Consider the following 22,516-nt stretch of genomic DNA (forward strand, 5'->3'; position numbering starts at 1 on the left):
TGTATATCTTGCTATTTTCCTCTGTAAAATCCATATAAGGTGCATATAATCATTATATACGCACCTTATATACGTTCACTCATTTTTTACTTCAAAATTGGAATCAAACGTTTTGCAATGACTGCTGCCAAAATACAAAGGAAAATATCTGGGATCACCGGCAAAGCAAAGCAATAGATAAACAGCGCATCAAGCCCAATTGGTTTTCCTAAATATAAATCTTTAATTTCATATAAGTAGAGCATCCCCACTCCATAAACGATTGCTAGGTTTACAAAGGATGCGGCTAATAATCGTTTAAATGTTAACGTCACTGAAGTTTCTACCATGCGACCCGCCACAAAAGCTCCAATAGCAAACCCTAGAAGATATCCAAATGTAGGTTTTACAACATACATAAGTCCGCCACCTTCAGTAAAAATTGGAACTCCTGCCAGCCCAAGAATTAAATACATGACAACACTCATTCCGCCCAGTCGACTACCTAAAATTAATCCTGCCAGTGTAGTAAACAATAACTGCAACGTAAATGGCAAATACGGAATCGGAATTTTAATAAATGCCCCTACCGCTACCAAGGCTACAAATAAAGCCGTCATCGTAATTTGTCTAGCACTCATCGTTCCTCTTACATTTACTTCTTCTTTCATGATACGATCCTCCCTTGATCGACAATACATGATGATAAAAAATGTCTTTCAAGTAGTATTAAAGCACTATTATTTTTCATTGTCAACTCGAATTGATTTACTAGGAGTTTACAATAAAAAGAACCGACCACTTTAATATCTTCCATTGTGTCAAAGTGATCGGTACTAATGATTATATTTCAAACCAAAAAATATATTTAGTATTTAAATATGCGTAATACATCTAAACAAAATATAGATCGCAAAAATACCCCAAAATCCTCCCATCGATTTGGGCTAGTAAGACTTAACCAACTTTTCCACATTTGCTATCTGCACTGTATCTTCTTGTTTCCATGTTAATGGAACCACAGAAATATATCCCTCTTTAATATGTCCTACATCGGTTGGTCGTTCTTCTTTTTGAAAGCCTTGGTCCCCCACAATCCAGTAATATTCTCTACCTTTTGCATCTTGGCGAACATCAATGACATTTGTATATTCTTGGAACCCTTGATGGAACACTTTCACTTGGTCCCACCCTATTGGTCCTTCTTTCAAAAAGTTTACATTCAGCAATCCTTTGTATTGTCCATCTTCATACATCACTTTGATAAAGTCTGTAATAAAAGGTAGAATTTCATCCATTCGTTTTGGACTATATCGCTCTAGGGATAATGCTAAGGATGGGATACCATATATCAATCCTTCCATAGCCGCTCCAACTGTACCTGAATAAATCGCATCAGACCCTAAATTAAATCCATGGTTAATTCCTGAAACCACTAAATCTGGCTTGTCCTCTTGTAATAAATAGGATAGAGAAAACTTCACGCAGTCTACAGGTGTACCTTCTACAAACACCATTCTAGGGTTCTCATCATCTTCGCTCATTTCCTTAGCACGAATTGGTACTTGTACCGTTAATGCACTAGATTTTGCACTTTGCTCGACTTTAGGTGCCACTACCGTCACACGGTGATGCTTAGCTAACTCTTGTGCTAACCCTTGTATCCCTGGAGCCCATAGGCCGTCATCATTTGTTACTAAAATATGCATATTCGTATCATTATCCTTCTATAGCCGAGATTTTTTCCACCCGTTTTTCATGGCGACCGCCTTCAAATTCAGTATGTAACCAAATGTCGACGATATCTAATGCTAAGCCTTGACCAATCACTCGTTCTCCCATAGTCAGTACGTTAGCATTGTTATGTTCACGGCTAGCATGAGCAGAAAAAGTATCGTGACATAATGCAGCACGAATCCCTTTTACTTTATTCGCTGCAATGCCGATTCCGATACCTGTACCACATGTCAAAATACCGCGATCAAATTCACCCGCTGCCACAGCTTCTGCCAATGGCTTCGCCACATCTGGATAGTCCATGGAATCTGTGGAATACGTACCAAAATCTTTGTACTCAATACCTTGTTTTTCTAGTAATCCTTTAATCGCTTCTTTTAAATGAAATCCACCATGATCACAACCAACTGCTACTTTCATTTTATCCTCCTTACTACAATACTTCTTCCAGGTAGTATTGTGTGAAAAATATATCTCTAATTGTATCCTTACTACATAACTTTAAATACACGTAGTATCCGTTGTATTCTCAAGTTACCTATGAATACTATATTTTTATATATAGCTAACACATATTTTGTATCAATTTTACTACTTATGCAGTTCAATTCCTTTTCGTAGATACTCCACAATTTGTTTGGCAGTTTTACTATATACCTCTTGAGATTGTCCAAAAGGATCTACCACATCTCCGTCTTCTCCACCAAATTCAGCAAGAGTCATAATTTTTTTACTGTCAAAAGGAAATTGACGAAGTAATATTTTTTTATGGCCTTCTGTCATAGCTAGTACATAATCTGCAGCTTTCACAAAATCTATTTTTAACGGACGAGAGCTATGTTCGCTAATATCTTCGCCTACTAATTCTTGAACTGCTACTACTGATTCTTCACTGACCTTAGCCCCTGGTACACAAAATAGACCAGTAGACAGCGTAACTACATCCACATGTTGTTCACGTCCAACTGCGCGTGCAATCCCTTCTGCCATGGGACTACGACACGTATTTCCTGTACATACAAATAATAAATTCATAATTACCTCTACTATACTTTAAAGCAATGTTACATGACCACCACTGGCCTTCTCTAAGCGATTCATAACGGCCACGCCAAGTCCTACTGGTGTACATCCTTCCACAATCAATGTATCCACACCAATGTCGTTAAACTGTAATAAACTATCGTATAAACGATTGGCCAATGCAATAGGCTCTGCTTGTTCACCATATACAATGATATCTACTGAAAGTGTAAAATTAGGAAGCACTGCATTTAAATTTTCTAAAGTTTCCTCTGAAAGTAATAACCCAATTCTCGGCTTTCCCTTACAATCTTCCTGTAACATAGGTTCCTGCTGAACTATCGCATCTATGATGTCTTTCATATGTTCTGCTACTATTAATGACTGTCCCACGAGTACTTGAACAGGCATGTCTGGTGCATAATGGCGATATTTCATCCCTGGCGCTTTCGGCGCTTCTGTAGGGTCATGCAATGCCGTATCATATACCACATGGTCCGCCACCATTTCTAGCATCTCTTTTGTAACACCACCTGGACGCAAGATAATCACCGCATCATCTTCGACTTGTACGACTGTAGATTCTACACCTATTTCACAGGGACCTGCATCCACTATTGCATGAATACGTCCTTTCATATCATGCAGAACTGCTTCTGCGGTGGTTGGACTTGGTCGCCCTGACCGATTAGCACTAGGCGCTGCGATAGGCACACCTGCAATACGTATGATTTCACGGCATACGTCATGATCTGGACATCGTAATGCTACCCGTGAAAGTCCACCGGTCGCTCGTTCTGGCACAAGTGCTGACTTTTCAAAGGTAATCGTTAATGGGCCAGGCCAAAAGGTATCCATTAAGGTTTGTTCTAAAGGAGTGATATGTTGTACTAAACGATGTACCATAGATTGGTCACATACATGTAAAATCAAAGGATTGTCCGAAGGTCGCCCTTTTGCTTCATAAATACGATCCATCGCATCTGCTGCCAGTCCATTAGCTCCTAAACCGTAGACCGTCTCCGTAGGTATAGCTACCAACTCCCCTACACGAAGCAAAGTACCGGCTAACTCCACATCATTTGCAGTTAATAACTGTGTCTCAATATGATCTACTACTTCCATATCATACCTCCTTTCCTATGTACTGTTTCCTATTTACTATTATATCACTTATAACAAACTTATTTTAAACTATATGAGACAGTAATTTTCAACTCTCATCCTTCCTCCACAAAGCGAGCCGTATATAAACTTTTGTTTGTACAGGATATTGTTGATTACTACAGATAGAGTGCCATATACTTCGGAGCAAATCTCAGTGGAACGTAAATTTGTGGAGAAGTATATGGCGCTCTATCTCCGCTATCACATGTACCGGACAAAATTTTATATAGAAGAGCGTCGTACTTCCCAACGCACTTCACGTATTATACCAGCGATATCTCGTTGATACACTGGTTCTCCATAGCATCCTGTTTCTCCAGCTAGCTTTGCTACTGCCTCTTCTTGGCCTTGTCCAATTTCGATGGCAAGGTAACCATGGTCTTTAACAAGACGCCAGCCTTCACGAATGATAGGAATATAAAACTCTAATCCCGTAGTTCCCCCATGTAATGCAATATGAGGCTCGTGTAATACCTCTTGAGATAATGCTTTCATCTCCGCTGTTGTAATATATGGTGGGTTCGACACAAGTACATCAAATACTCCTTCTAAGGATGTGATTTGTTCTCCAAATAAAGACTTACAAGCATCCATTAACGCATTATATTCATTACCTTTGCCTATGTTCACCTGTTCTAACAGCTGTTTTATATCACTTTCACAGAACCTTGAAACATCGGCTAATTCTAAAGATATGCGATTGTCCTCAGCGACTGCTAAGGCTGTATTGGAAATATCTACTCCTATACCAATGGCGTTCGGTAAATAGTGCAGTAAACTTAGCAATATAGTGCCTGGGCCGGTACATAAATCTAAAATCCGCGGCGCAGATTCTACGTCATATAGATCCAAAATATCTTCAATTAATGTTTCCGTATCAGGACGGGGAATCAATACATGCTCATTGACATGAAAGTCTAATCCCATAAATTCTTTATGCCCTGTAATAGCTGCTACACTATATCCCTTCGCACGTTGTACCACTAGAGGTCGATAGGCATCTAATTCAGCTTTGTCCAAAGGTCGATCAAAATTGACATATAAGTACATGCGGTCACAGCCCAAACTATGAGAAAGCAGTACTTCCCCATCCAAGCGGCTTGATTCTATGCCTTTGGAGCGAAAATACTGCTCTGTCCATTGGAGCATGCGACTAATAGTCCATAACTCATTATCCATGTTGATTTGCCTCTTGCATTTTAGCGGCTTGTTCTGCTGTGATTAAGGCTTGGATTAATTCATCCATATCTCCATTTAATACAGCATTTAATTTGTATAAAGTTAAGTTAATTCGATGGTCTGTAACACGACCTTGTGGATAGTTGTACGTACGAATACGCTCGGAGCGATCCCCTGTACCCACTTGGCTTTTACGGTCTGCTGCCATAGCTGATGTCGCCTCTTGCTCTGCTTTATCTTGTAATTTAGCACGCAATACGCGCATTGCTTTTTCACGGTTTTTGAGCTGAGAACGCTCATCCTGACAAGCTACCACAATACCAGATGGTTTGTGTGTAATACGGACAGCTGACTCCGTTTTATTAATGTGCTGTCCACCTGCACCAGATGCGCGGTATGTATCGATTTCCAAATCTTTTTCATTGATTTCGATGTCGATATCTTCTGCTTCTGGTAATACCGCTACCGTTACAGTAGACGTATGGATACGTCCGGAAGATTCTGTATCTGGCACACGTTGCACACGATGTACGCCACTTTCAAATTTTAACTTAGAATATACACTGTCGCCTTCGATGGAGAACACGACCTCTTTAAAGCCCCCTAATTCAGGCTCGTTCGCATCGATGATGGTACATCTCCAGCCTTGTGTTTCTGCATACTTTGTGAACATACGGAATAAATCCCCTGCGAACAAAGCTGCTTCATCACCACCAGCACCGCCACGAATTTCGACGATAATATTTTTATCATCATTCGGATCTTTTGGTAATAGCAAAATATGTAATTCTGCCTCTAATTCATCTCGGCGAACTTTTAACTCATTCAATTCTTCTTGAGCCATAGCACGGAAGTCTTCATCAAGGCTTTTGTCGCCTAACACTTCCAACGCTTCTTCAATACCGGCTAAGACTTGTTTATATTGACGGAATGTATTTACCGTATCTGTTAAGGATGCATGTTGACGCGTCAATTTACGCCATTCTTCTTGGCGAGCAATCACATCTGGGTCAGAAATACGCTGTTCCAAGTCTAAAAATTTATCTTCAATCACTTGTAGTTTCTCTACTAACACGGTGACTCCTTTCTACTCATCTTCGTATGCGTCTTCTTCACTAGGTCGCACCGATTGTAAGGCACGAATGGCCACTTCAATTTGATCGTCATCTGGTTCTCGTGTTGTCATGTATTGTAACACAAGGCCTGGAGCGATCATAGCTTTTACCAGTGAGTTTTGAGAGCGTCCAGCAAAACGGATTAACTCATAAGAAATACCTGCTACTACAGGCATAAGGGCTAATCTGGAAACGATGCGTTCCACTAAGTTTGGCCAACCTAGAAAAGCAAATACAAATATACTCACGACCATGACAAATAGCAAGAAGTTTGTACCACAACGAGCATGTAATCTCGAATGCTTTCGCACTTCTTCTACTGTTAATGGTCTATCATTTTCATAAGTGTGAATGGTTTTATGCTCTGCCCCATGATACTGAAAGACACGCTTAATATCTGGAGTGAGTCCAATCGCAAAAATATATAGTAAAAAAAGAACTAATCGAATGGTTCCTTCATATAGATTCAATATCATATGATCTGAGCCGGCACCTAGCATGAATTTTGCCAACCATGTCGGTAAGGCAATAAATAATGCCGCTGCGATCAACACAGATACAGCCATAGTGATGGCGATTTCCTTATTCGTTACTTCCTCCTCTTCTTCTCCAGAAGCTTGTGCGGAAAAGGATAAGGCTTTCATACCGATCACTAAGGATTCAAACAAAGCTACAGTTCCACGTAAGAAAGGCAGTTTCAACACAGGATACTTGTCCTGGATAGATGTTGTAGGTTCTTCTTTTACCGTTATAGTTCCATCCGGCTTACGGCAAGCTGTGGCCATAATTTTAGGACCACGCATCATAACCCCTTCAATCACTGCTTGACCACCGACAAATTTCTTTACTCGTTGTTGAGTCATAGATTCTCCTGTAAAACAAATATAGGCAGAGCCTTAGCTCTGCCAATTAATTTGTATAGTTTGTGTACGCAATTATTTGCCGTAACGTTTGTTAAATTGTTCGATACGACCGCGAGCTTTAGCCGCACGTTGTTGGCCTGTGAAGAATGGATGGCAGTTGGAGCAAACGTCCACGCGAAGATCACCTTTAACAGAACCAGTTTTGAATGTGTTTCCACAACCGCAAGTTACAGTTGCTTCCGCATAATTAGGATGAATTCCTTCTTTCATGTATATACACCTCTTTTCAACGTCTAAACTTTTCCTATAGATTATATCACGAATACTCGTATCTATGCAACACTAGGGGCTATGACTTATTCAGATTTTTCTGCTTCTAATTTTTTAGCCTCCGCTCGTTCTTGTTTTGCTTCTTCTAAAGCTTCTTCTAAATCCACAGAATTTAAGATTTCTTTTAATTCTAAGATTTCTTCTAGGCTTAATGTGACTCCTTTTGTCATTTGTACGTAATCTTCATCCCAAGCACGGATATCGAATTTAGGATTATAACGTCCCCAGCTTGTGCATGTTAATTGTTTTTTCATACCGTCTTTATTTTCAGACAATGTACCTAGTACTTTATAGATCGAATAATTTACAACTCCCATGATTAGTCCTCCTCTACTTCCGTATTAACTTCTGTTGGTTCTGGTACAATAGCAGCAGCCAATCCTGCTAATGCATTGGCCCAGTTTGTTTCGGCTTGTGCTTTTTCTGCTTCATATTGTTCTAATGATGTGGTAAACGTTGTGGCAAATGTAGCTAACGCCTCTTCTTTCACCACTTGACGACGGCAACTACCCATTAATTGTAATAAAGCAGGTGTTGTGGTCACCATAGATGCTAAGGTACGGACCACTTGTTTTCCTTCTTCACTATTGAAATATGTATACCACAAAAATGGCGCACTTGGATGGTTAAAGTACCAATGGTATTCTACTGTATCATCTTGTAAAATAGATTGTTCCATAGCCTCTTGTACAGCTGTATCTTCTGGAGATGCTCCTAATGGGATACCACCTTTTTGTTCTAATGTAACAGATACATCGATGCCTTTCATAGATACTTGTAAATAGTATCCTTCCAAGGCTTCAAACATGCGTTGCATATAAGTTGGAATGCGATAATCACCATGCATATATCCATCTTCACCCATGGTTGGATGTTTCGGATTCATGCTCACTTGTACACCATATAGTGAAAGTCCATAATGAGCCAAACTAAATGTTTCCATGGATGCCAAAATTTCGTGAGGCAATGGAATAAAGTTGGTTTGTTTATACCCATCTTCAACGACTTCACAAATGGACAAGTCTACTTTTTTCACAGGTCCTAATCCATAACGGAACTCATAGGTTTGTAAAGGAGCCCATTCTCGAACCGCTTCTAAATGATTTTGTAGAATCATAAACTGTAAGGCTACTCGATTCATATTTAATTGATCTTGCACAGCAGACACTGGAATGAAGTACCGCACAGTACCTTTTTCACTAACATTATTGACACGAGCTGCCATTTGTTCCATCGTTGTTACTGGCGCCGTAAACATACCGGAAGTAGCTGCCACAATGTGGTCAAAGATAACATCTTCTGGCCATTCATTGATAACAGGTGCTAGTGGGTATAAACTGCGAAATAAATCATAGCAACTTTCAGAAGCTGTATAGAAGAGCAACCGATCTGTTGGAAGGGTTTGCATAATTTCTTCTGCGATAGCTGCGTATTCCTCAAAATAAGCAAAGAGAATGATTCCCTCTGTATTCTTATGGAAGTCGATAACTTCTTGCATCGGTACAGACCACTGGCGACCGGCAGACACACCTTCGTAATAGCCAGTAGCACTGATGAAGTCCATCAATTCTACACTAAAGGAAATGCCGTAAATTTCCTTAAACCCTGCTTCATCATATGGCAAGGGTCCAAACATATCTACTGTAGATGTTTGAGCAAGCTCAAATAATTCTTTCGGTATAATGCCCCACTCACGAACTTCACCACTTTGGGTAATGATTTGATCTAATACTCTAAATCTTGCTATTTCTTGTACAATAGCTGGTCCTGTAACACCTACTTTTGTAAAAGTCTCTATGAGACGTCTCATTTGTTCTGTCATATTATACCTTCCCCGCCGATTGGCATACATCATATAAAGGGCATTCGTCACATAATGGTTTTCGTGCTTTGCAAATCTTTCGGCCATGCCAGATCATCCAATGATGTGCGGCACTCCAGTGTTCCATAGGAATTGCTTTTTTCAGTTTCTTTTCTACTTCGTCTGGTGTTTTCCCCTTGGCTATACCTAACCGATTGGACACTCGGAACACATGAGTATCTACAGCAATGGCTGGCGTATCAAATAGAATAGACACTAATACATTAGCAGTCTTACGCCCTACCCCTGGCAATGTGACTAAGGTATCAAAATCTTGAGGTACCTCACTATTGTATTGTTCCACTAGAATCTTGCATGTTTCGTGAATATGTTTTGCCTTGGAACGATATAGGCCACAGTCTTTAATTAATGCCTCTAACCCTGGAATCCCCAATTCATACATATCTTTTGGGTCGCTGTATTTAGGAAAGAGTCGTTTTGTTACAATATTGACTCGGTCGTCCGTACATTGTGCAGACAGCGCCACCGCCACTAGTAATTCAAAAGGTGTTGTGTACTCTAAGGCTGGTTTTGCATCATGGTAGACTTCTCCCAATATTCGTATTTGCTCTGCCTTAATGGCTTTTGTGATTCGCATCGGAGCCTTCTCCTCTAAGATGAAAAAACTATATAAATTGTGTTATAATATAAATCTACAATGAATATCATCGGTTATATACTTTTATCTAACCTAGTATATAGAGTATCATACCATAAAGAAAGTCTAGTAACAAATAAGGAGATTATATATGACAGAACAAGAAAAAAAAGAAATGACCATGGAAGAAGCATTAACACGCATTAATGCGTTGGCAGCGAAAAAAAAATCTGGCCAAAACTTAACAGAAGAAGAGTTAGCAGAAAAGAAAGATTTATATGAAGTGTATTTAGGTTTTATCCGTGCCCAAGTGGTACAACATCTGGAATCTATTGAGTTTGTAGATGCTGAACCTGAAGCAGATACTGTGGAAGTTGATGTAGATTTAGATACGAAATACTTACGGAAGAAGCATTAATATGTCTCAATACACAGAAAAGGATTTGCATATTTTAGAAAAACCCTTTGTGGAAATCAGAAAAAAGGTGAAAATTCTACTCCGTATGGGCTGTTTATTATCTGAAAATGGAGCCAATGCGAACCAAATTGTTCGAGATATGCGTCGCGCGGCCGCATATATGGGAATTCCAGCAGATTATCTTCATATCCATATTGCCTACTCTAATATTTTAATTAATATTCATAGTCCAGAAGATTGCTTTACATCCTTTAGAAAAGTCCAATATTTAGGAGCTAATATGGATATTATTTCCGCCATTAGTGTCTTAACTTGGACTGCATTACGTAATGAGTATACTCTTGATGAGTTTTCCCAAGAACTGGAAGAGATTGCTAAAAAAGATCCTCTCTATTCGGATGCTACATCTGCCATCTTTGCAGGATTTGCCTGTGGAGCTTTTCCCATCTTATTTGGGGGTACTATTATCTCTGCATGGATTACAACCGTTTGCGCTTTATTAGGATTCATTGTGCAACTCATATTTAAACGCTTTCAAATCAATGGCTATATTGGCATTGCTTGTGCAGCCATGGTTTCCTCTGGACTCGCCTTTATATCTGGCTGTGTATTTGATTCCTCCGATGTGATCTATGCTATGATTGCTTGCACATTGTTTATGGTTCCTGGCATTCCTCTCATTAATACCGTCGATGATTTGCTAAACAACTACATTTTGGCAGGAATATCTCGAGCTGTACATACGTTACTCATTGTGGGCAGTATGACTGTAGGGATTAGTATGGCACAATATTTTAACCATACCTATGATTTTACTCATCTGAGCATTGTACCAGACAGTATTTCTCCCGTCCTATTAGGAGCTGCCGTGGTCGGCGCTGCTGGCTATGCTGTCATGTTTTACACACCGAAGCGTTTATTACCTCTTATTGGTATAGGTGGCCTTATTGCTATTTTAGTGAAAAATACGTTAATACTTCATTTAGGATTTTCTGTATTCGGCGCTACGTTCATCGCTGCCGCTATGGTGAGTTTATTCTCATTAAAAGCTGCTCGTCATGGTAAAACATCTTCCAAAGTACTAGCGATTCCATCAGCGATTCCTCTTGTACCTGGCGTATTTATCTATCGATTTTTATATGCCATGTTACATATTAATTCGCTCACATCTGCAACCTTAGTCGAAGCCATTCAAAGTGGAGTCACCGCCATCCTAATCATCATATCCATCGGTGTAGGCGTTGCTATTCCTTCTATTCTAGCTGGCAAAATATTAGATGCTAGAAAAGAGGAAAAACTAGAAAGTTTATTAGATAAACGATATACATAAGAAAAGCATGTATCTTATGACGCACTGTCAATGAGATACATGCTTTTTATTTGATAGTATGTATTATAGATGAGCTTCTACAGCTGCTTTTAATTCTTCTAATGGAATGAAACCAATTTTACGATCTACGATTTCACCATTTTTAAAGATAGCAAATGTAGGTAAAATTTCGATTTTGAAGAATTGAGCTAATTCAGGTTGTTCATCAGTGTTTACTTTTGTCAATGTCACTTTATCACCCAAAGCAGCCGCTAATTCATCGTATACAGGCATCATGCGAACACAGTATCCGCACCATGGTGCCCAAAAGTCCACTACTGTTACTTTGTCGTTCGTTGACACTACTTCTTTAAAATTTGCTGTTGTTACATCAATAATTGCGCTCATGAAAGCCTCCTATTAGATTTGAATCAATACACAATCTTGAATCACTTCAAGACCTAAATCCGTTGCTTTTTTGACTACTGCTGGTTTATCCGCACCTGGTTGTAACCAAACCGTCTTAACTCCTAACGCTTTACAACTATCGAGGGCTTCTAAACCCACTTTTTCTGGTACCACAAAGTCTACCACAGTAGGCACTACAGGCAAGTCCTGTAAGCTTGGATAACATGGTACACCATCGATGGATGTAATATTAGGATTCACTGGATACACTGTATACCCTTTATTGACAAGATGTTTGAAAATCTTATATCCGAACTTATCGGTTCTTGTTGTGGCGCCTAAAACAGCCCACGTTTTTTCTTGGATCGCTGTTTCCATTGACATACGTATCACCTCATTACTGTACTATCATACCATAATATCGAAATTTGTCAATTTAATTATATCTTGAGCTAACACTTGGGGAGAAATCTTTATGCCTAGTAATTCATCAAGAGATATTTTTCTACACCTAGGTACATCACCAGGCTCTAAAATTCCTGTGGATAACGCCAACCACCCCCATATGTGCTCAGGAGATGCTCCCTGACCTTGCAAGTCACGTATAGTAATACTTTGTTGTCGTTTGGATAAACGATATCCTTCTTCATCGACTAGCATTGGGACATGTCCATATTGTAACCCAGAGAGTTCAAAGGCATGAGCCAAAGTAATTTGATGTCCTGTAACAGGTAGTAAATCATTGCCTCGAATGACTTCCGTAACTCCCATATCATAATCATCAATGACTACCGCTAAATGATAGGCTATCATGCCATCCCACCGCTTCAATATAATATCATCGACTAAGGATTGTACCTCATACTGGACACGACCTCTGTATATATCTATAAAACTATTTTCTTCATTCGGCATATGAAATCGCCAGGAAGGAGGTCTCTCTCCAACAGTTGGTGTATTCGTAAAGCAATACCCATCATACACATGATGTGACTCTCCTTGGTGGGGAGCGCTACTAATTTCTTGTAACCGAGCTCGATTGCAATAGCATGGATACAAGCGTTGTTGCTGTTGCAATTCCATTACATATTGTTCATACACAGGTAATCGCTGCGATTGATACGTCGGCTCTTCATCCCAAGTGAACCCTAGCCAGGCTAAGTCTTCTAGTATATGTTCCGCATATATAGGCTTGGATCGTTGTGTATCTACATCTTCGATGCGAACGATGTATTCCCCACCTTGTCGCCGTGCAGACCAATAGGATAGAAATGCTACCCATATATTCCCTACATGCATATGTCCCGTAGGACTCGGTGCAAAACGGCCTTTCATAATCGCCTCCTAAGCCTCTTCGCTAAGTGTTTCCCAACGTTCATACAAAGCTTCTAATTTGTTTGTCGTAAGTGCTAGCTCCTCAGATAGACGTTCATAGTCAGACATACTGCCTTGTATTGATGGATCCTGTAATTGTACGGTGTACATCTTCACTGTCGCTTCATACCGCGCAATATCCGACTCCACCTTAGCCAGCTCTTTTTCTAACATATATGCATTGGTTTTCTTTTTTGGGGTAGCTACTACATCAGCCTGATTTGTTTCCACAGAAGATGGTGCTTGACCCGTGGATCTATTGTTTTCCTTCTCCAATGCTACGTAAGTATCTGAAGGTTGTAATTTTCTAGATTGGGGGTCACCACTCATTCGCTGCTCTTCTAACTTCTGCGCCGCCAATACAGATCGTTCCACCAATTTTTCTTTATAGTATGAATAGTTTCCATGAAACTCTTCAATGCCGCCAGCTTCTAATACAATAATTCGCTTCGCTACAGCATCTAATAAGTAACGGTCATGAGAGATAATCAGCAATGTTCCTTCAAATTGTTGTAACGCTTGCTCTACCGTTTCTCTTGTAGGTATATCTAAATGGTTTGTAGGTTCGTCAAGGATTAAAAAATTACGGCCTTCTAAAAATAACTTTAAAAGAGCTACCCTAGCACGTTCTCCACCAGATAAGTCCCCTACCAACTTAAATACATCATCACCTCTAAATTGGAATGCCCCTAGTACGCTACGAGCAGATTCTTCTGACATATCATAGGGTGACATCACTTCTTGTAAAACGGACCATGTAGGATGCAACTCTTCATGTTCTTGCGAAAAGTATCCGGTCTGCACACGATTGCCTGTAGCGATAGAACCATCAATTGTATCAAGCTCCCCCATAATTGTTTTCACAAGTGTAGATTTACCGGCTCCATTTGTTCCAATTAAACCAACTACATCACCGCGACGCAAGGTTGTGGTGATATGTGTAGCTACTGGCTCGTTTCTATCGTAACCTATAGCTACATCATCCATCATAAGCACTCGATCAGCACTCATTTCTGGTTTCGGGAACGTAAACGCAAACTCTCGATCTTGATCAGGTGCTTCTAACCGTTCCAATCGATCTAACTGCGATTGACGGCCACGAGCCATTTTTGACTTTATACCAGCTCTGTATTTATCAATGTATTCTTCTGTTTTACGAATATGTTCTTGCTGTTTATCATAGGCCCGTTGGTATGCCACACGTTGTTGTTCACGTTGCTTCAAGAATTGACTATAATTCCCTTTATAGGCATGTACTTTATGATGCGCTAATTCTACTACTCCTGTAGCAACCTGATCCAAGAAATAGCGGTCATGACTGATGATGACAATGCCACCTTTGTAGGACTTTAAATACCCTTCTAACCATTCTAGCATCGGCATATCTAAATGGTTGGTAGGCTCGTCTAAAAACAGAAAATCTGGGCGACGCACCAAAGCCTTTGCTAAATTAATACGTGTTTTTTGTCCACCAGAAAATTCACTAGCTTTCTTTTTTAAATCTTCATCAGTAAACCCTAATCCATAGGCAATACGTTGGCTTTGCTTTTCATAATCATAGCCTCCAAGCCATTCCAATCGGTCTTGCAAATAAGACAAGCGTCGCAAATCTTGCTCTGTCGCTTCTCGTTGTTCTAATTCCTTTGATAAAGAATGTAACTGTGCTTCTAGGTGCTGTACGTCAGCCCAAGCTGTTTGAATTTCTTCTTCTAAACTAGCATCTCCTAGATTGACATCTTGTTGCAAGTACCCGATGGTGATACTGCTGTCTTTCACAATAATACCTTCATCGTGCTCTTCGATTCCTAATATGCACTTCATCAATGTTGACTTACCCGCCCCATTGGGTCCTACGAGGGCAAGACGTTCCCCTTGTCGAATCGTAAAGGATACATTGGAGAAGATTTCACGCACACCAAAAGACTTTCCTAATTTTTCTATTCGGATTTGTTCCAAAACTCTACTCCTACTTATTATCTGTACTCATCATCGTATTATAAATTGTCTAAAACCTCTTCTAAATGTTCTTCCAAGGCATGTTCAAACTGTTCTATCGTCGTCGCATCTAACTTATGAGTGATGCCTGGATACCCTTGTTGACGTGTTTCTCCAAAAAACTCATCCCGAAATGTATTATAAAATAGCACCACACCAGTTTCTTGTGCTTCTTTCACATAAGTTCCAATAAGATACGACCCATTGATCATGGCAAGACCCATATCAGGAGTTAAATCTCTATGGAACGCACCTATCTTTGATGGCAAAACTCGGTCATACTTCCACTGTGGAATCCCTTTTTTACGATACTCATATAAGAACCCTGCCTCTGGCTGTATAAATCGTTTTTCAATAGATTGTTCATAGGTTTCTTTTAAGTTTTCTATAAATGGTTCTAACGATTCACGTATGAATGCAATATCTACAAAGTCCACCAAGGGGATTGAGATACGAACCATATAATCTTCTACTTCTTTGTCATATAAGGCAGACCAATGCCAACCCTTATCATTCTCATAATGGAATATTCTATACACCGTAGAAGATATTAGCTCTTGGTCTACTACCAAACGAAAATTCCCTATACATGGTTTCAACCAAGATATATCAAGTGCTTGACAGGCATTTATAATCGATTCCATAATGTCCTCACTTATCGTAATTGACTATATAGCGATCTATATTGTTTTTCATTCGCCATCACTCGTTTTACATAATCTCTTGTTTCTTGAAATGGAATGGCATCAATATCTGAAAAATCATCCTTCCATCCATAGGTTGTCATCCATTCTTCCACATGACCACGACCTGCATTATAGGCAGCCAAAGCCAAGATTTCATTACCTTTAAATTCTTCTAATAAATAGGATAAATACCAGGTGCCCAACTGTATATTTACCTGTGGCTCTTTAATATCTTGATCGGACATAGTTGGCTGATTTAACTCTTCACCAATCCAATGTGCCGTTTCTGGCATTAACTGCATTAAACCTAATGCCCCCGGCAAGGACTTAGCATTCGTATCAAATTTACTTTCTGTATAGATAACAGCTGCTACTAATGAAGCACGTACATGATATGTGTCTGCATTTTTACGCAAGGCATCTTCATAGGCAATAGGATATGCATATTGTCTTGCTAAATAAGGCTGCCCATATTGTACATAATAGGCTGTCAATATAACTACTAACCACGCAAATGCGGTGGATACTCTCATGCTTCCTCCTTATGAAAGTACTCCTTCTTAACTTTCCACAGTTTTCGCAACTGTTTTTCTAACTGTTTCATAGTACCAGAATTATCGATAATTTCATGACTACGGCTACGTTTCTCATCTAAACTCATTTGGCTGTGGATCCGGTCTAATGCTTCTTCTTCTGAGTATGTATTCCGTTTCATCAACCGTTCTAACTGAGTCGCTTGATTGACATACACAAGCCATATTTCATCCATTTTTGTATACCAATCAGTTTCAAACAACAATGGAATGTCATATATAATCGCTGTAGCCCCTTTGGCCTGCCATTCTTCTTCTAATACCTGCATACGATGTCGAATATGCGGTTGTAAAATGCTATTAATCGTTTCTAGTGCTGTGGCATCTGAAAACACTAGAGACCCTACGTAGGGGCGATTCAATGTACCATCTGGCAATAATACATCTTGACCAAAGGCCCTTACTAAATCTTGCAAACCAGGTGTCCCTGGCTCCACTACTTCTCTAGCTACCACATCGGCATCAATAAAAGGAACACCTTTTTTTTGTAACCATCGCAGCACTGTACTTTTACCAGAAGCAATGCCACCTGTGAGTCCAATTTTATACATAGCTACTCCCCATAATTGATTCTAGTCATACACATCATATTTCATATATAGAATATATACATTCTATGTAAATTCTATTATTTTACATCTGCCCAGTTCTTTGCACTATGTACATCTACTTGTAGTGGCACCTGCAGTACTACTACTTGCTCCATGCAATCACGCAAAATTGTTTCCACTACTTCTTGCTCTGATTCGATAACTTCCAATACTAGCTCATCATGAACTTGCAATAAAATGCGAGATTGTAATCCTTGAGTTTCCAATGCACGCTCTACCTCATTCATAGCTTTCTTGATGATATCAGCAGCAGTCCCCTGAATTGGCGTATTCATAGCTGTACGTTCCGCAAAAGACCGGCGGTTAAAATTACGACTATTAATATCCGGCAATGGGCGTACCCGTCCGAACATAGTACGAACCATACCTGTTTCATGAGCTTCTTGTACCATGCGATCCATATAGGATTTAATTTGTGGATACCGGCTGAAATACAACTCGATGTATTCTTTTGCCTCTGCCCGAGTAATTCCTAAATCACGAGATAATCCAAAATCGCTAATCCCGTAAATAATACCAAAATTGATAGCTTTTGCATGAGACCGTTCCAATGGAGTCACCTCTTCTAAGGATTTATCCAATACTTCGGCTGCTGTAAACCGATGAATATCCTCTCCATTTTTAAAAGCCTGAATCAAAGCTGGATCTTCGGATAAATGTGCTAAAATCCGCAATTCAATTTGAGAGTAATCGGCACTCACAAACATATCATATCCATCACTTGGTTTAAACAAGGCACGAATTTCTCGTCCTTTTTCACTACGCACTGGAATATTTTGTAAATTCGGATCAGAACTACTTAAACGTCCTGTAGCAGTAACCATTTGATTGAAAGATGTATGAATCCGATTCGTATGTGGATTCACCAATCCTTCAAAACCTTCTAAATAGGTAGACACTAATTTAACGATAGACCGGTAAGCTAAAATTTGCTCTACAATTTCATGCTCATTGCGCAGCATATCTAACACTTCTGCATCAGTAGAATAGCCGGTCTTCGTCTTTTTAATAACCGGTAATTGTAATTTCTCAAACAAAATCACACCTAATTGCTTAGGAGAGTTAATATTAAATGTTTCACCTGCTAAATCATAGATATTACTTTGCAATGTTGCCACTTCTACTTTAAAGCGTTCTAACGTGGAATGCAATTGTGCTACATCCATATAGATACCATGCTTCTCCAATATACATAAGGTCCGGAGCAGTGGCAATTCAATCTCTGTATATAGCTCCCAAATACCTGCTACATGCGCTTCTTTTTCCGCATTTTCATTCATATTCCACAATGCTTTACTTTGCAAGGCCCATTCTGCTTCATTTTCTGTAGCCGGAATCGATGGTTGACCAAATCGTTCACATAAATAAGTCATACCATAATTTGCTCGTGTAGGATCTAATAGATAGGCTAATAAAGTAATATCTTTAATATGAACGGCTCCATTCTTTTTGATAGAAATATGCCCTGTTTTTTCTGTTCCTAACACTTCAAATAAAAGTTTTGCATTGTCAGTAACAACTTCTTTAGCTCCATCTAATACACGTTCAATATGCGAAATATCTGCAAATCCATTAATAACGAGTTGCTTCTCACCATTGTACATATAGATTGCTTCTATCGTTCTAAAAGGATGTTTGCCCGCCTCTTTTACGACAACACTAAGGGTTTTATCTTGATAGTAATCTAAGGGTACCTCAACGACATGTTCTAATTCTATTTCTTCTGCTGGTGGTGCTAAAAATTGGTCAAATAAAGTACCTTCTTCTTCCACACCCATAGCTTTCAATAATCGTGGCGTCACTGCGTGAAAGCCCAGTTTCTCAAATAATGGTGTAACTTCACTACGGTGGACTACTGGTACAAACTGTTCTAAGGCGTAAGGCATATCCATATCTGTTTTGATGGTAGCCAGTTGATGTGAAATAAACGCTAAGTCTTTATTGTCGACTAATCGTTCTTTCAACTTACCCTTTTGCTCTTCAATATGTTCGTATACACCTACTAAAGTACCATACTGGTTTAATAGTTTAAGCGCTGTTTTTTCACCTACACCTGGCACTCCCGGAATATTATCAGAAGAATCACCCATCAAGGATTTCATTTCGATCACCATTTGAGGACCATAGCCATAGAGTTCTTCCATATTATCCATCGTTACATGGAGCATATCTGTAATGCCTTTTTTTGTTAAGAATACACTTGTATACTGATCGACTAATTGTAAATTATCTCTATCTCCAGTGATGATATGAACTTGTACATCAGAAGATCCCCATTTCTTACTTAAGGATCCAATGATATCATCACCTTCAAAGCCTTCTTCTTCAATTACGATAATACCTAGAGATTCCAATACTTCTCTGATTAAAGCAAACTGAGGTCGCAATTCATCGGGTGCACTTTGACGTGTACCTTTATAATCCTCGTATATATCCATACGAAATGTTTGTTTTCCTTTATCAAATGCCACTGCAATATAATCTGGCTGAATCTCTTCATATAACTTAGTAAGCATAGTTAAAAAACCATAGACTGCATTCGTAGGAACGCCTAATGCATTTTGCAATGGTGGTAGTGCAAAAAATGCACGATATAATAAACTACTGCCATCTATAATCATTAATTTTTTCATCGATATATCTCCTGTTTACTGATGTATGTACCCTTCATTATATCATATTTCCCCTGACTACGTGGGAATAAAATCTATACATATAACTTACAAACCCTAGGTACATACAGTACTTTCACAAGAGAACCTACAAAAAAAAGTTGCAAAACTATCCCCCCTATGATATACTACTTTAGTAATAATACAGTAAATCACAAGGAGGTGACTCAATTGCCAAATATTAAATCCAGTATTAGAAGCGTAAAAACGGATGCTGAACGTCGTGCGAAAAACTTTGCTGTAAAATCTCAAATTCGTACAGCTACTCGTAAGACTGTAGAAGCTGCTCAAGCAGGCGCTGTAGAAGAAGCTAAAAAAGCACTAGTTCATGCTACAAGCGTAATTGATAAAGCAGCCTCCAAAGGCGTTCTTCATAAAAATACTGCAGCTCGCAAAAAATCCAATTTAGCAGCTAAAGTAAATGCTCTATAATGAACTCTAAAAGAGGGTTAACAAGGAGAAATGTATTTTCTCTTAGTTAACCCTCTTTTTTATTTAGTATCACTATGTGGATCTACTATGGGCAATTACCACACATATATCTACTGCTTCTGGTACTGCCCTATAGATCTATCAAAGCATAACAAAAGGAGCTACTTTCATAGCTCCCCTCGTCGCATTCGTTCAAGCTTTTCGGCTACATCCCCATCAATATGAGCACCTAATTCATTACGTTGTAATGTCATAGCATCACGTTGATGATAACCTGTATATCGTTTACGTTCATCCTGTTTTGCCAATTCCATTTGATGACGCAATTCACGGGCAGATATACGAAGACCACCAAATCCTAAAATTTGGCTTTGTTCTTCCCCATCACTTGTTACCACGTAGATTGTTTTATATTGACCCTTTTTACTAAAGACTTCACGTTCAATATAGGCATCTGCCGTCTCATGAGTACCCGTAAAAACTTCAATAAAGTCTGCAGATATACGCTGTTCATCTGCTGTAAAAGGTGCGTGCTTACCGTCAAATACAAGAATAATTTTATATCCCTTATAGGTCCCATAATTGAGTAATCTATGACGTAACTCTAATCGGGCATGTTCTAAAGACTCCTTGCTGAGTAATTTCAAGTCAGCCCAATCAAAAATAACATTATACCCATCTACAATTAAAATATCTTTTTTCATAGTATACCTATTATCGTTGACGTCTCGCTTCATATAAAAGGACCGCTGCCGCTACAGAAGCATTTAATGAGTTAATTGTCCCAAACATCGGAATCGTTACCAACACATCACATAATTCCTTGGTCAACCGACTTAGACCTTTTCCCTCATTACCAATGACCAATACAATAGGGCCTGTCATATTCACATCATACATCACAGTCCCATCCATATGAGCCCCCATCACCCAGAAGCCTTGTGCTTTCAATTGCTCAATAGTCTGTGCTACATTGCCAATTTGTACCAATGGAATCGATTCCACAGCTCCTGCAGATGTTTTACTTACCGTTGCATTAATAGGCGCATTATGTCGCTTTGGAATTAGCACCGCCGTAGCACCTACACACTCAGCTGTACGAATAATAGCTCCCATATTATGAGGATCTTCCACACCATCCGTTAAAATCAATAACGGATGTTCTTTCGTACATGCCAGCAATACATCTTGTAACTCTTGGAACTTCACAGCATTTACAAGTGCTACCACACCTTGATTCGGCACATCACTAGGATACTTCTGTAAATCCCGTTCCTTCACACGACGAACCTCAATACCCTTAGACTTTGCCAAACCCAATATCTCTGAAAGAGAGCCACCTTGCTTACCTTCCGCCACTAAAATACGATGAATCCCACGATCCGACTTCAGCGCCTCACGCACAGCATTACGACCTACAATAAACGTATCCATGAAAACCTCAAACTTTCTTAAAAGCAAATCTACCTATACGTAGTAACTTATTAGTAAATATATTGTGATACATATACTAATCATATCAATACTACAAAGCATCAATATTACAGAATATATTTTTATATCAGTAAAACCTATACCAAAGCTTAGAGAGCACTAAGCTATTACACTATTATACCACTAAAACAAGACAACTCCCAATATAACACATGCGCAGCCCGCTGAAACGGTGTCACTCCCACTAGTACAACGAAAAAACATATTCTATACCATGTCACGTTCATCTGTCGTTAATTAAGAAAATACAAGAAGAGCACGGTGTGCCCCCGAACAAACATTATGAAATACCATTTGAGAGGGGGTATGCCGTGCTCTTCCCTTTCCACCTGAGCACCATCCGCTGAAACGGTGTCACCCTATATACTTTCGGATACATACGCCATAAACTTCCATAAAGATATATTTATATCTGTTATAAGAAGTCTGTGGTATTTTGATGATTAGCTAGAGACCAAAAAGAACGCCACATGTTCCGGAGCAAACCTACCGTAGGATCAGTTTGTGGAGGAATATATCGAACACTTCCCTTTCCACATGAGCGCCATCCTGAAACGTTGTCATATCCAATCTATAGAAAAAAGCGCGACATATTCCAGAGAAAGTCACGTTCATTATATCTAAATCAAGACAATACAGAAGAGCACGACATGTTCCGGAGCAAACCTACCG

The 22,516-nt window shown here is 39.3% G+C and carries 25 protein-coding genes; 3 read left to right on the forward strand and 22 right to left on the reverse strand.

Translation table 11 applies throughout. The features are described 5' to 3' along the window. Nucleotides 1–86 precede the first annotated feature (86 nt). From EO122_RS00425 to nth, 12 genes are all read right to left on the reverse strand, one after another. A complete protein-coding gene (locus EO122_RS00425) occupies nucleotides 87–650 on the reverse strand; it encodes a biotin transporter BioY (protein WP_126937426.1) in 564 nt (187 codons plus the stop codon). Between the two features lie 276 nt (nucleotides 651–926). Beyond that, entirely contained in the window at nucleotides 927–1,688 is a 762-nt protein-coding gene (gene surE / locus EO122_RS00430) for a 5'/3'-nucleotidase SurE (protein ID WP_127008887.1), read from the reverse strand. A 10-nt stretch (nucleotides 1,689–1,698) separates the two neighbouring features. Then, nucleotides 1,699–2,136: a ribose 5-phosphate isomerase B gene (rpiB, locus tag EO122_RS00435; protein WP_126937424.1), complete on the reverse strand. Its 438-nt coding sequence runs from the start codon at nucleotides 2,134–2,136 to the stop codon at nucleotides 1,699–1,701. A 171-nt stretch (nucleotides 2,137–2,307) separates the two neighbouring features. After that, entirely contained in the window at nucleotides 2,308–2,751 is a 444-nt protein-coding gene (locus EO122_RS00440) for a low molecular weight protein arginine phosphatase (protein ID WP_127008888.1), read from the reverse strand. Nucleotides 2,752–2,769: 18 nt separating this feature from the next. After that, nucleotides 2,770–3,864: an L-threonylcarbamoyladenylate synthase gene (locus EO122_RS00445; protein WP_127008889.1), complete on the reverse strand. Its 1,095-nt coding sequence runs from the start codon at nucleotides 3,862–3,864 to the stop codon at nucleotides 2,770–2,772. 264 nt (nucleotides 3,865–4,128) lie between these two features. After that, nucleotides 4,129–5,085: a peptide chain release factor N(5)-glutamine methyltransferase gene (prmC, locus tag EO122_RS00450; protein ID WP_127008890.1), complete on the reverse strand. Its 957-nt coding sequence runs from the start codon at nucleotides 5,083–5,085 to the stop codon at nucleotides 4,129–4,131. Further along, a complete protein-coding gene (prfA, locus tag EO122_RS00455) occupies nucleotides 5,078–6,160 on the reverse strand; it encodes a peptide chain release factor 1 (protein ID WP_127008891.1) in 1,083 nt (360 codons plus the stop codon). Before prfA ends, prmC begins: the two co-directional genes overlap by 8 nt. A gap of 12 nt (nucleotides 6,161–6,172) precedes the next feature. Then, a complete protein-coding gene (locus EO122_RS00460; protein WP_127008892.1) occupies nucleotides 6,173–7,063 on the reverse strand; it encodes a DUF1385 domain-containing protein in 891 nt (296 codons plus the stop codon). A gap of 72 nt (nucleotides 7,064–7,135) precedes the next feature. Continuing rightward, nucleotides 7,136–7,333 (reverse strand): 50S ribosomal protein L31, encoded by a 198-nt coding sequence (gene rpmE / locus EO122_RS00465; protein ID WP_009354094.1) that lies wholly within the window; start codon nucleotides 7,331–7,333, stop codon nucleotides 7,136–7,138. A gap of 86 nt (nucleotides 7,334–7,419) precedes the next feature. Then, nucleotides 7,420–7,710 carry a YdbC family protein gene (locus EO122_RS00470; RefSeq protein ID WP_126937419.1) on the reverse strand — a complete coding sequence of 97 codons (291 nt, stop codon included), beginning with the start codon at nucleotides 7,708–7,710 and terminating at the stop codon, nucleotides 7,420–7,422. 2 nt (nucleotides 7,711–7,712) lie between these two features. Further along, the gene (locus tag EO122_RS00475; protein ID WP_127008893.1) at nucleotides 7,713–9,215 is read right to left on the reverse strand and encodes a hypothetical protein; all 1,503 of its coding nucleotides are present in this window, start codon (nucleotides 9,213–9,215) and stop codon (nucleotides 7,713–7,715) included. Nucleotide 9,216: 1 nt separating this feature from the next. Continuing rightward, the gene (gene nth / locus EO122_RS00480; RefSeq protein ID WP_127008894.1) at nucleotides 9,217–9,852 is read right to left on the reverse strand and encodes an endonuclease III; all 636 of its coding nucleotides are present in this window, start codon (nucleotides 9,850–9,852) and stop codon (nucleotides 9,217–9,219) included. Between the two features lie 151 nt (nucleotides 9,853–10,003). On the opposite strand from nth, the gene EO122_RS00485 reads away from it, so the two are divergent. Together EO122_RS00485 and EO122_RS00490 are read left to right on the forward strand one after the other, a co-directional pair. Then, entirely contained in the window at nucleotides 10,004–10,270 is a 267-nt protein-coding gene (locus tag EO122_RS00485; RefSeq protein ID WP_240632618.1) for a DUF896 domain-containing protein, read from the forward strand. A gap of 1 nt (nucleotide 10,271) precedes the next feature. After that, nucleotides 10,272–11,600, forward strand: coding sequence for a threonine/serine exporter ThrE family protein (locus EO122_RS00490; RefSeq protein ID WP_127008895.1), 1,329 nt, complete (start codon nucleotides 10,272–10,274; stop codon nucleotides 11,598–11,600). A gap of 63 nt (nucleotides 11,601–11,663) precedes the next feature. On the opposite strand, the gene trxA is transcribed toward EO122_RS00490, so the two are convergent. The 8 genes from trxA to polA form a co-directional block, all read right to left on the reverse strand. Next, nucleotides 11,664–11,987, reverse strand: a complete 324-nt coding sequence (gene trxA / locus EO122_RS00495) for a thioredoxin (RefSeq protein WP_127008896.1) — start codon at nucleotides 11,985–11,987, stop codon at nucleotides 11,664–11,666. 12 nt (nucleotides 11,988–11,999) lie between these two features. Continuing rightward, entirely contained in the window at nucleotides 12,000–12,371 is a 372-nt protein-coding gene (locus EO122_RS00500; protein ID WP_127008897.1) for a CoA-binding protein, read from the reverse strand. 24 nt (nucleotides 12,372–12,395) lie between these two features. Further along, a complete protein-coding gene (gluQRS, locus tag EO122_RS00505) occupies nucleotides 12,396–13,322 on the reverse strand; it encodes a tRNA glutamyl-Q(34) synthetase GluQRS (RefSeq protein ID WP_127008898.1) in 927 nt (308 codons plus the stop codon). 9 nt (nucleotides 13,323–13,331) lie between these two features. Then, the gene (locus tag EO122_RS00510; protein WP_127008899.1) at nucleotides 13,332–15,317 is read right to left on the reverse strand and encodes an ABC-F family ATP-binding cassette domain-containing protein; all 1,986 of its coding nucleotides are present in this window, start codon (nucleotides 15,315–15,317) and stop codon (nucleotides 13,332–13,334) included. Between the two features lie 38 nt (nucleotides 15,318–15,355). Next, the gene (locus tag EO122_RS00515; protein ID WP_127008900.1) at nucleotides 15,356–16,000 is read right to left on the reverse strand and encodes a hypothetical protein; all 645 of its coding nucleotides are present in this window, start codon (nucleotides 15,998–16,000) and stop codon (nucleotides 15,356–15,358) included. A gap of 11 nt (nucleotides 16,001–16,011) precedes the next feature. Further along, nucleotides 16,012–16,575: a lytic transglycosylase domain-containing protein gene (locus EO122_RS00520; protein ID WP_127008901.1), complete on the reverse strand. Its 564-nt coding sequence runs from the start codon at nucleotides 16,573–16,575 to the stop codon at nucleotides 16,012–16,014. Beyond that, a complete protein-coding gene (gene coaE / locus EO122_RS00525; RefSeq protein ID WP_127008902.1) occupies nucleotides 16,572–17,186 on the reverse strand; it encodes a dephospho-CoA kinase in 615 nt (204 codons plus the stop codon). Before coaE ends, EO122_RS00520 begins: the two co-directional genes overlap by 4 nt. 77 nt (nucleotides 17,187–17,263) lie before the next feature. After that, nucleotides 17,264–19,879 carry a DNA polymerase I gene (gene polA, locus EO122_RS00530; RefSeq protein ID WP_127008903.1) on the reverse strand — a complete coding sequence of 872 codons (2,616 nt, stop codon included), beginning with the start codon at nucleotides 19,877–19,879 and terminating at the stop codon, nucleotides 17,264–17,266. A 210-nt stretch (nucleotides 19,880–20,089) separates the two neighbouring features. Here polA and rpsT point away from each other — a divergent pair, with 210 nt between their 5' ends. Then, a complete protein-coding gene (gene rpsT / locus EO122_RS00535) occupies nucleotides 20,090–20,350 on the forward strand; it encodes a 30S ribosomal protein S20 (protein ID WP_126937407.1) in 261 nt (86 codons plus the stop codon). 167 nt (nucleotides 20,351–20,517) lie between these two features. Here the strand turns inward: rpsT and EO122_RS00540 are convergent, their stop codons facing one another. Next, a complete protein-coding gene (locus tag EO122_RS00540) occupies nucleotides 20,518–21,054 on the reverse strand; it encodes an NYN domain-containing protein (protein WP_127008904.1) in 537 nt (178 codons plus the stop codon). Between the two features lie 10 nt (nucleotides 21,055–21,064). After that, nucleotides 21,065–21,784: a 23S rRNA (guanosine(2251)-2'-O)-methyltransferase RlmB gene (gene rlmB / locus EO122_RS00545; RefSeq protein WP_127008905.1), complete on the reverse strand. Its 720-nt coding sequence runs from the start codon at nucleotides 21,782–21,784 to the stop codon at nucleotides 21,065–21,067. Between the last annotated feature and the right edge of the window lie 732 nt (nucleotides 21,785–22,516).

This window comes from Veillonella sp. CHU110, assembly GCF_003992255.1.
Lineage (GTDB): Bacteria > Bacillota > Negativicutes > Veillonellales > Veillonellaceae > F0422.

Coding starts and splice junctions, on each gene's coding strand:
- EO122_RS00485 (WP_240632618.1), top strand. CDS start 10,004: ATGACAGAACAAGAAAAAAAAGAAATGACCATGGAAGAAGCATTAACA.
- EO122_RS00445 (WP_127008889.1), bottom strand. CDS start 3,864: ATGGAAGTAGTAGATCATATTGAGACACAGTTATTAACTGCAAATGAT.
- EO122_RS00520 (WP_127008901.1), bottom strand. CDS start 16,575: ATGAGAGTATCCACCGCATTTGCGTGGTTAGTAGTTATATTGACAGCC.
- EO122_RS00515 (WP_127008900.1), bottom strand. CDS start 16,000: ATGGAATCGATTATAAATGCCTGTCAAGCACTTGATATATCTTGGTTG.
- EO122_RS00490 (WP_127008895.1), top strand. CDS start 10,272: ATGTCTCAATACACAGAAAAGGATTTGCATATTTTAGAAAAACCCTTT.
- EO122_RS00470 (WP_126937419.1), bottom strand. CDS start 7,710: ATGGGAGTTGTAAATTATTCGATCTATAAAGTACTAGGTACATTGTCT.
- trxA (WP_127008896.1), bottom strand. CDS start 11,987: ATGAGCGCAATTATTGATGTAACAACAGCAAATTTTAAAGAAGTAGTG.
- polA (WP_127008903.1), bottom strand. CDS start 19,879: ATGAAAAAATTAATGATTATAGATGGCAGTAGTTTATTATATCGTGCA.
- rlmB (WP_127008905.1), bottom strand. CDS start 21,784: ATGGATACGTTTATTGTAGGTCGTAATGCTGTGCGTGAGGCGCTGAAG.
- EO122_RS00540 (WP_127008904.1), bottom strand. CDS start 21,054: ATGAAAAAAGATATTTTAATTGTAGATGGGTATAATGTTATTTTTGAT.
- coaE (WP_127008902.1), bottom strand. CDS start 17,186: ATGTATAAAATTGGACTCACAGGTGGCATTGCTTCTGGTAAAAGTACA.
- EO122_RS00460 (WP_127008892.1), bottom strand. CDS start 7,063: ATGACTCAACAACGAGTAAAGAAATTTGTCGGTGGTCAAGCAGTGATT.
- prmC (WP_127008890.1), bottom strand. CDS start 5,085: ATGGATAATGAGTTATGGACTATTAGTCGCATGCTCCAATGGACAGAG.
- rpmE (WP_009354094.1), bottom strand. CDS start 7,333: ATGAAAGAAGGAATTCATCCTAATTATGCGGAAGCAACTGTAACTTGC.
- EO122_RS00440 (WP_127008888.1), bottom strand. CDS start 2,751: ATGAATTTATTATTTGTATGTACAGGAAATACGTGTCGTAGTCCCATG.
- nth (WP_127008894.1), bottom strand. CDS start 9,852: ATGCGAATCACAAAAGCCATTAAGGCAGAGCAAATACGAATATTGGGA.
- EO122_RS00475 (WP_127008893.1), bottom strand. CDS start 9,215: ATGACAGAACAAATGAGACGTCTCATAGAGACTTTTACAAAAGTAGGT.
- rpiB (WP_126937424.1), bottom strand. CDS start 2,136: ATGAAAGTAGCAGTTGGTTGTGATCATGGTGGATTTCATTTAAAAGAA.
- gluQRS (WP_127008898.1), bottom strand. CDS start 13,322: ATGAAAGGCCGTTTTGCACCGAGTCCTACGGGACATATGCATGTAGGG.
- surE (WP_127008887.1), bottom strand. CDS start 1,688: ATGCATATTTTAGTAACAAATGATGACGGCCTATGGGCTCCAGGGATA.
- EO122_RS00425 (WP_126937426.1), bottom strand. CDS start 650: ATGAAAGAAGAAGTAAATGTAAGAGGAACGATGAGTGCTAGACAAATT.
- EO122_RS00500 (WP_127008897.1), bottom strand. CDS start 12,371: ATGTCAATGGAAACAGCGATCCAAGAAAAAACGTGGGCTGTTTTAGGC.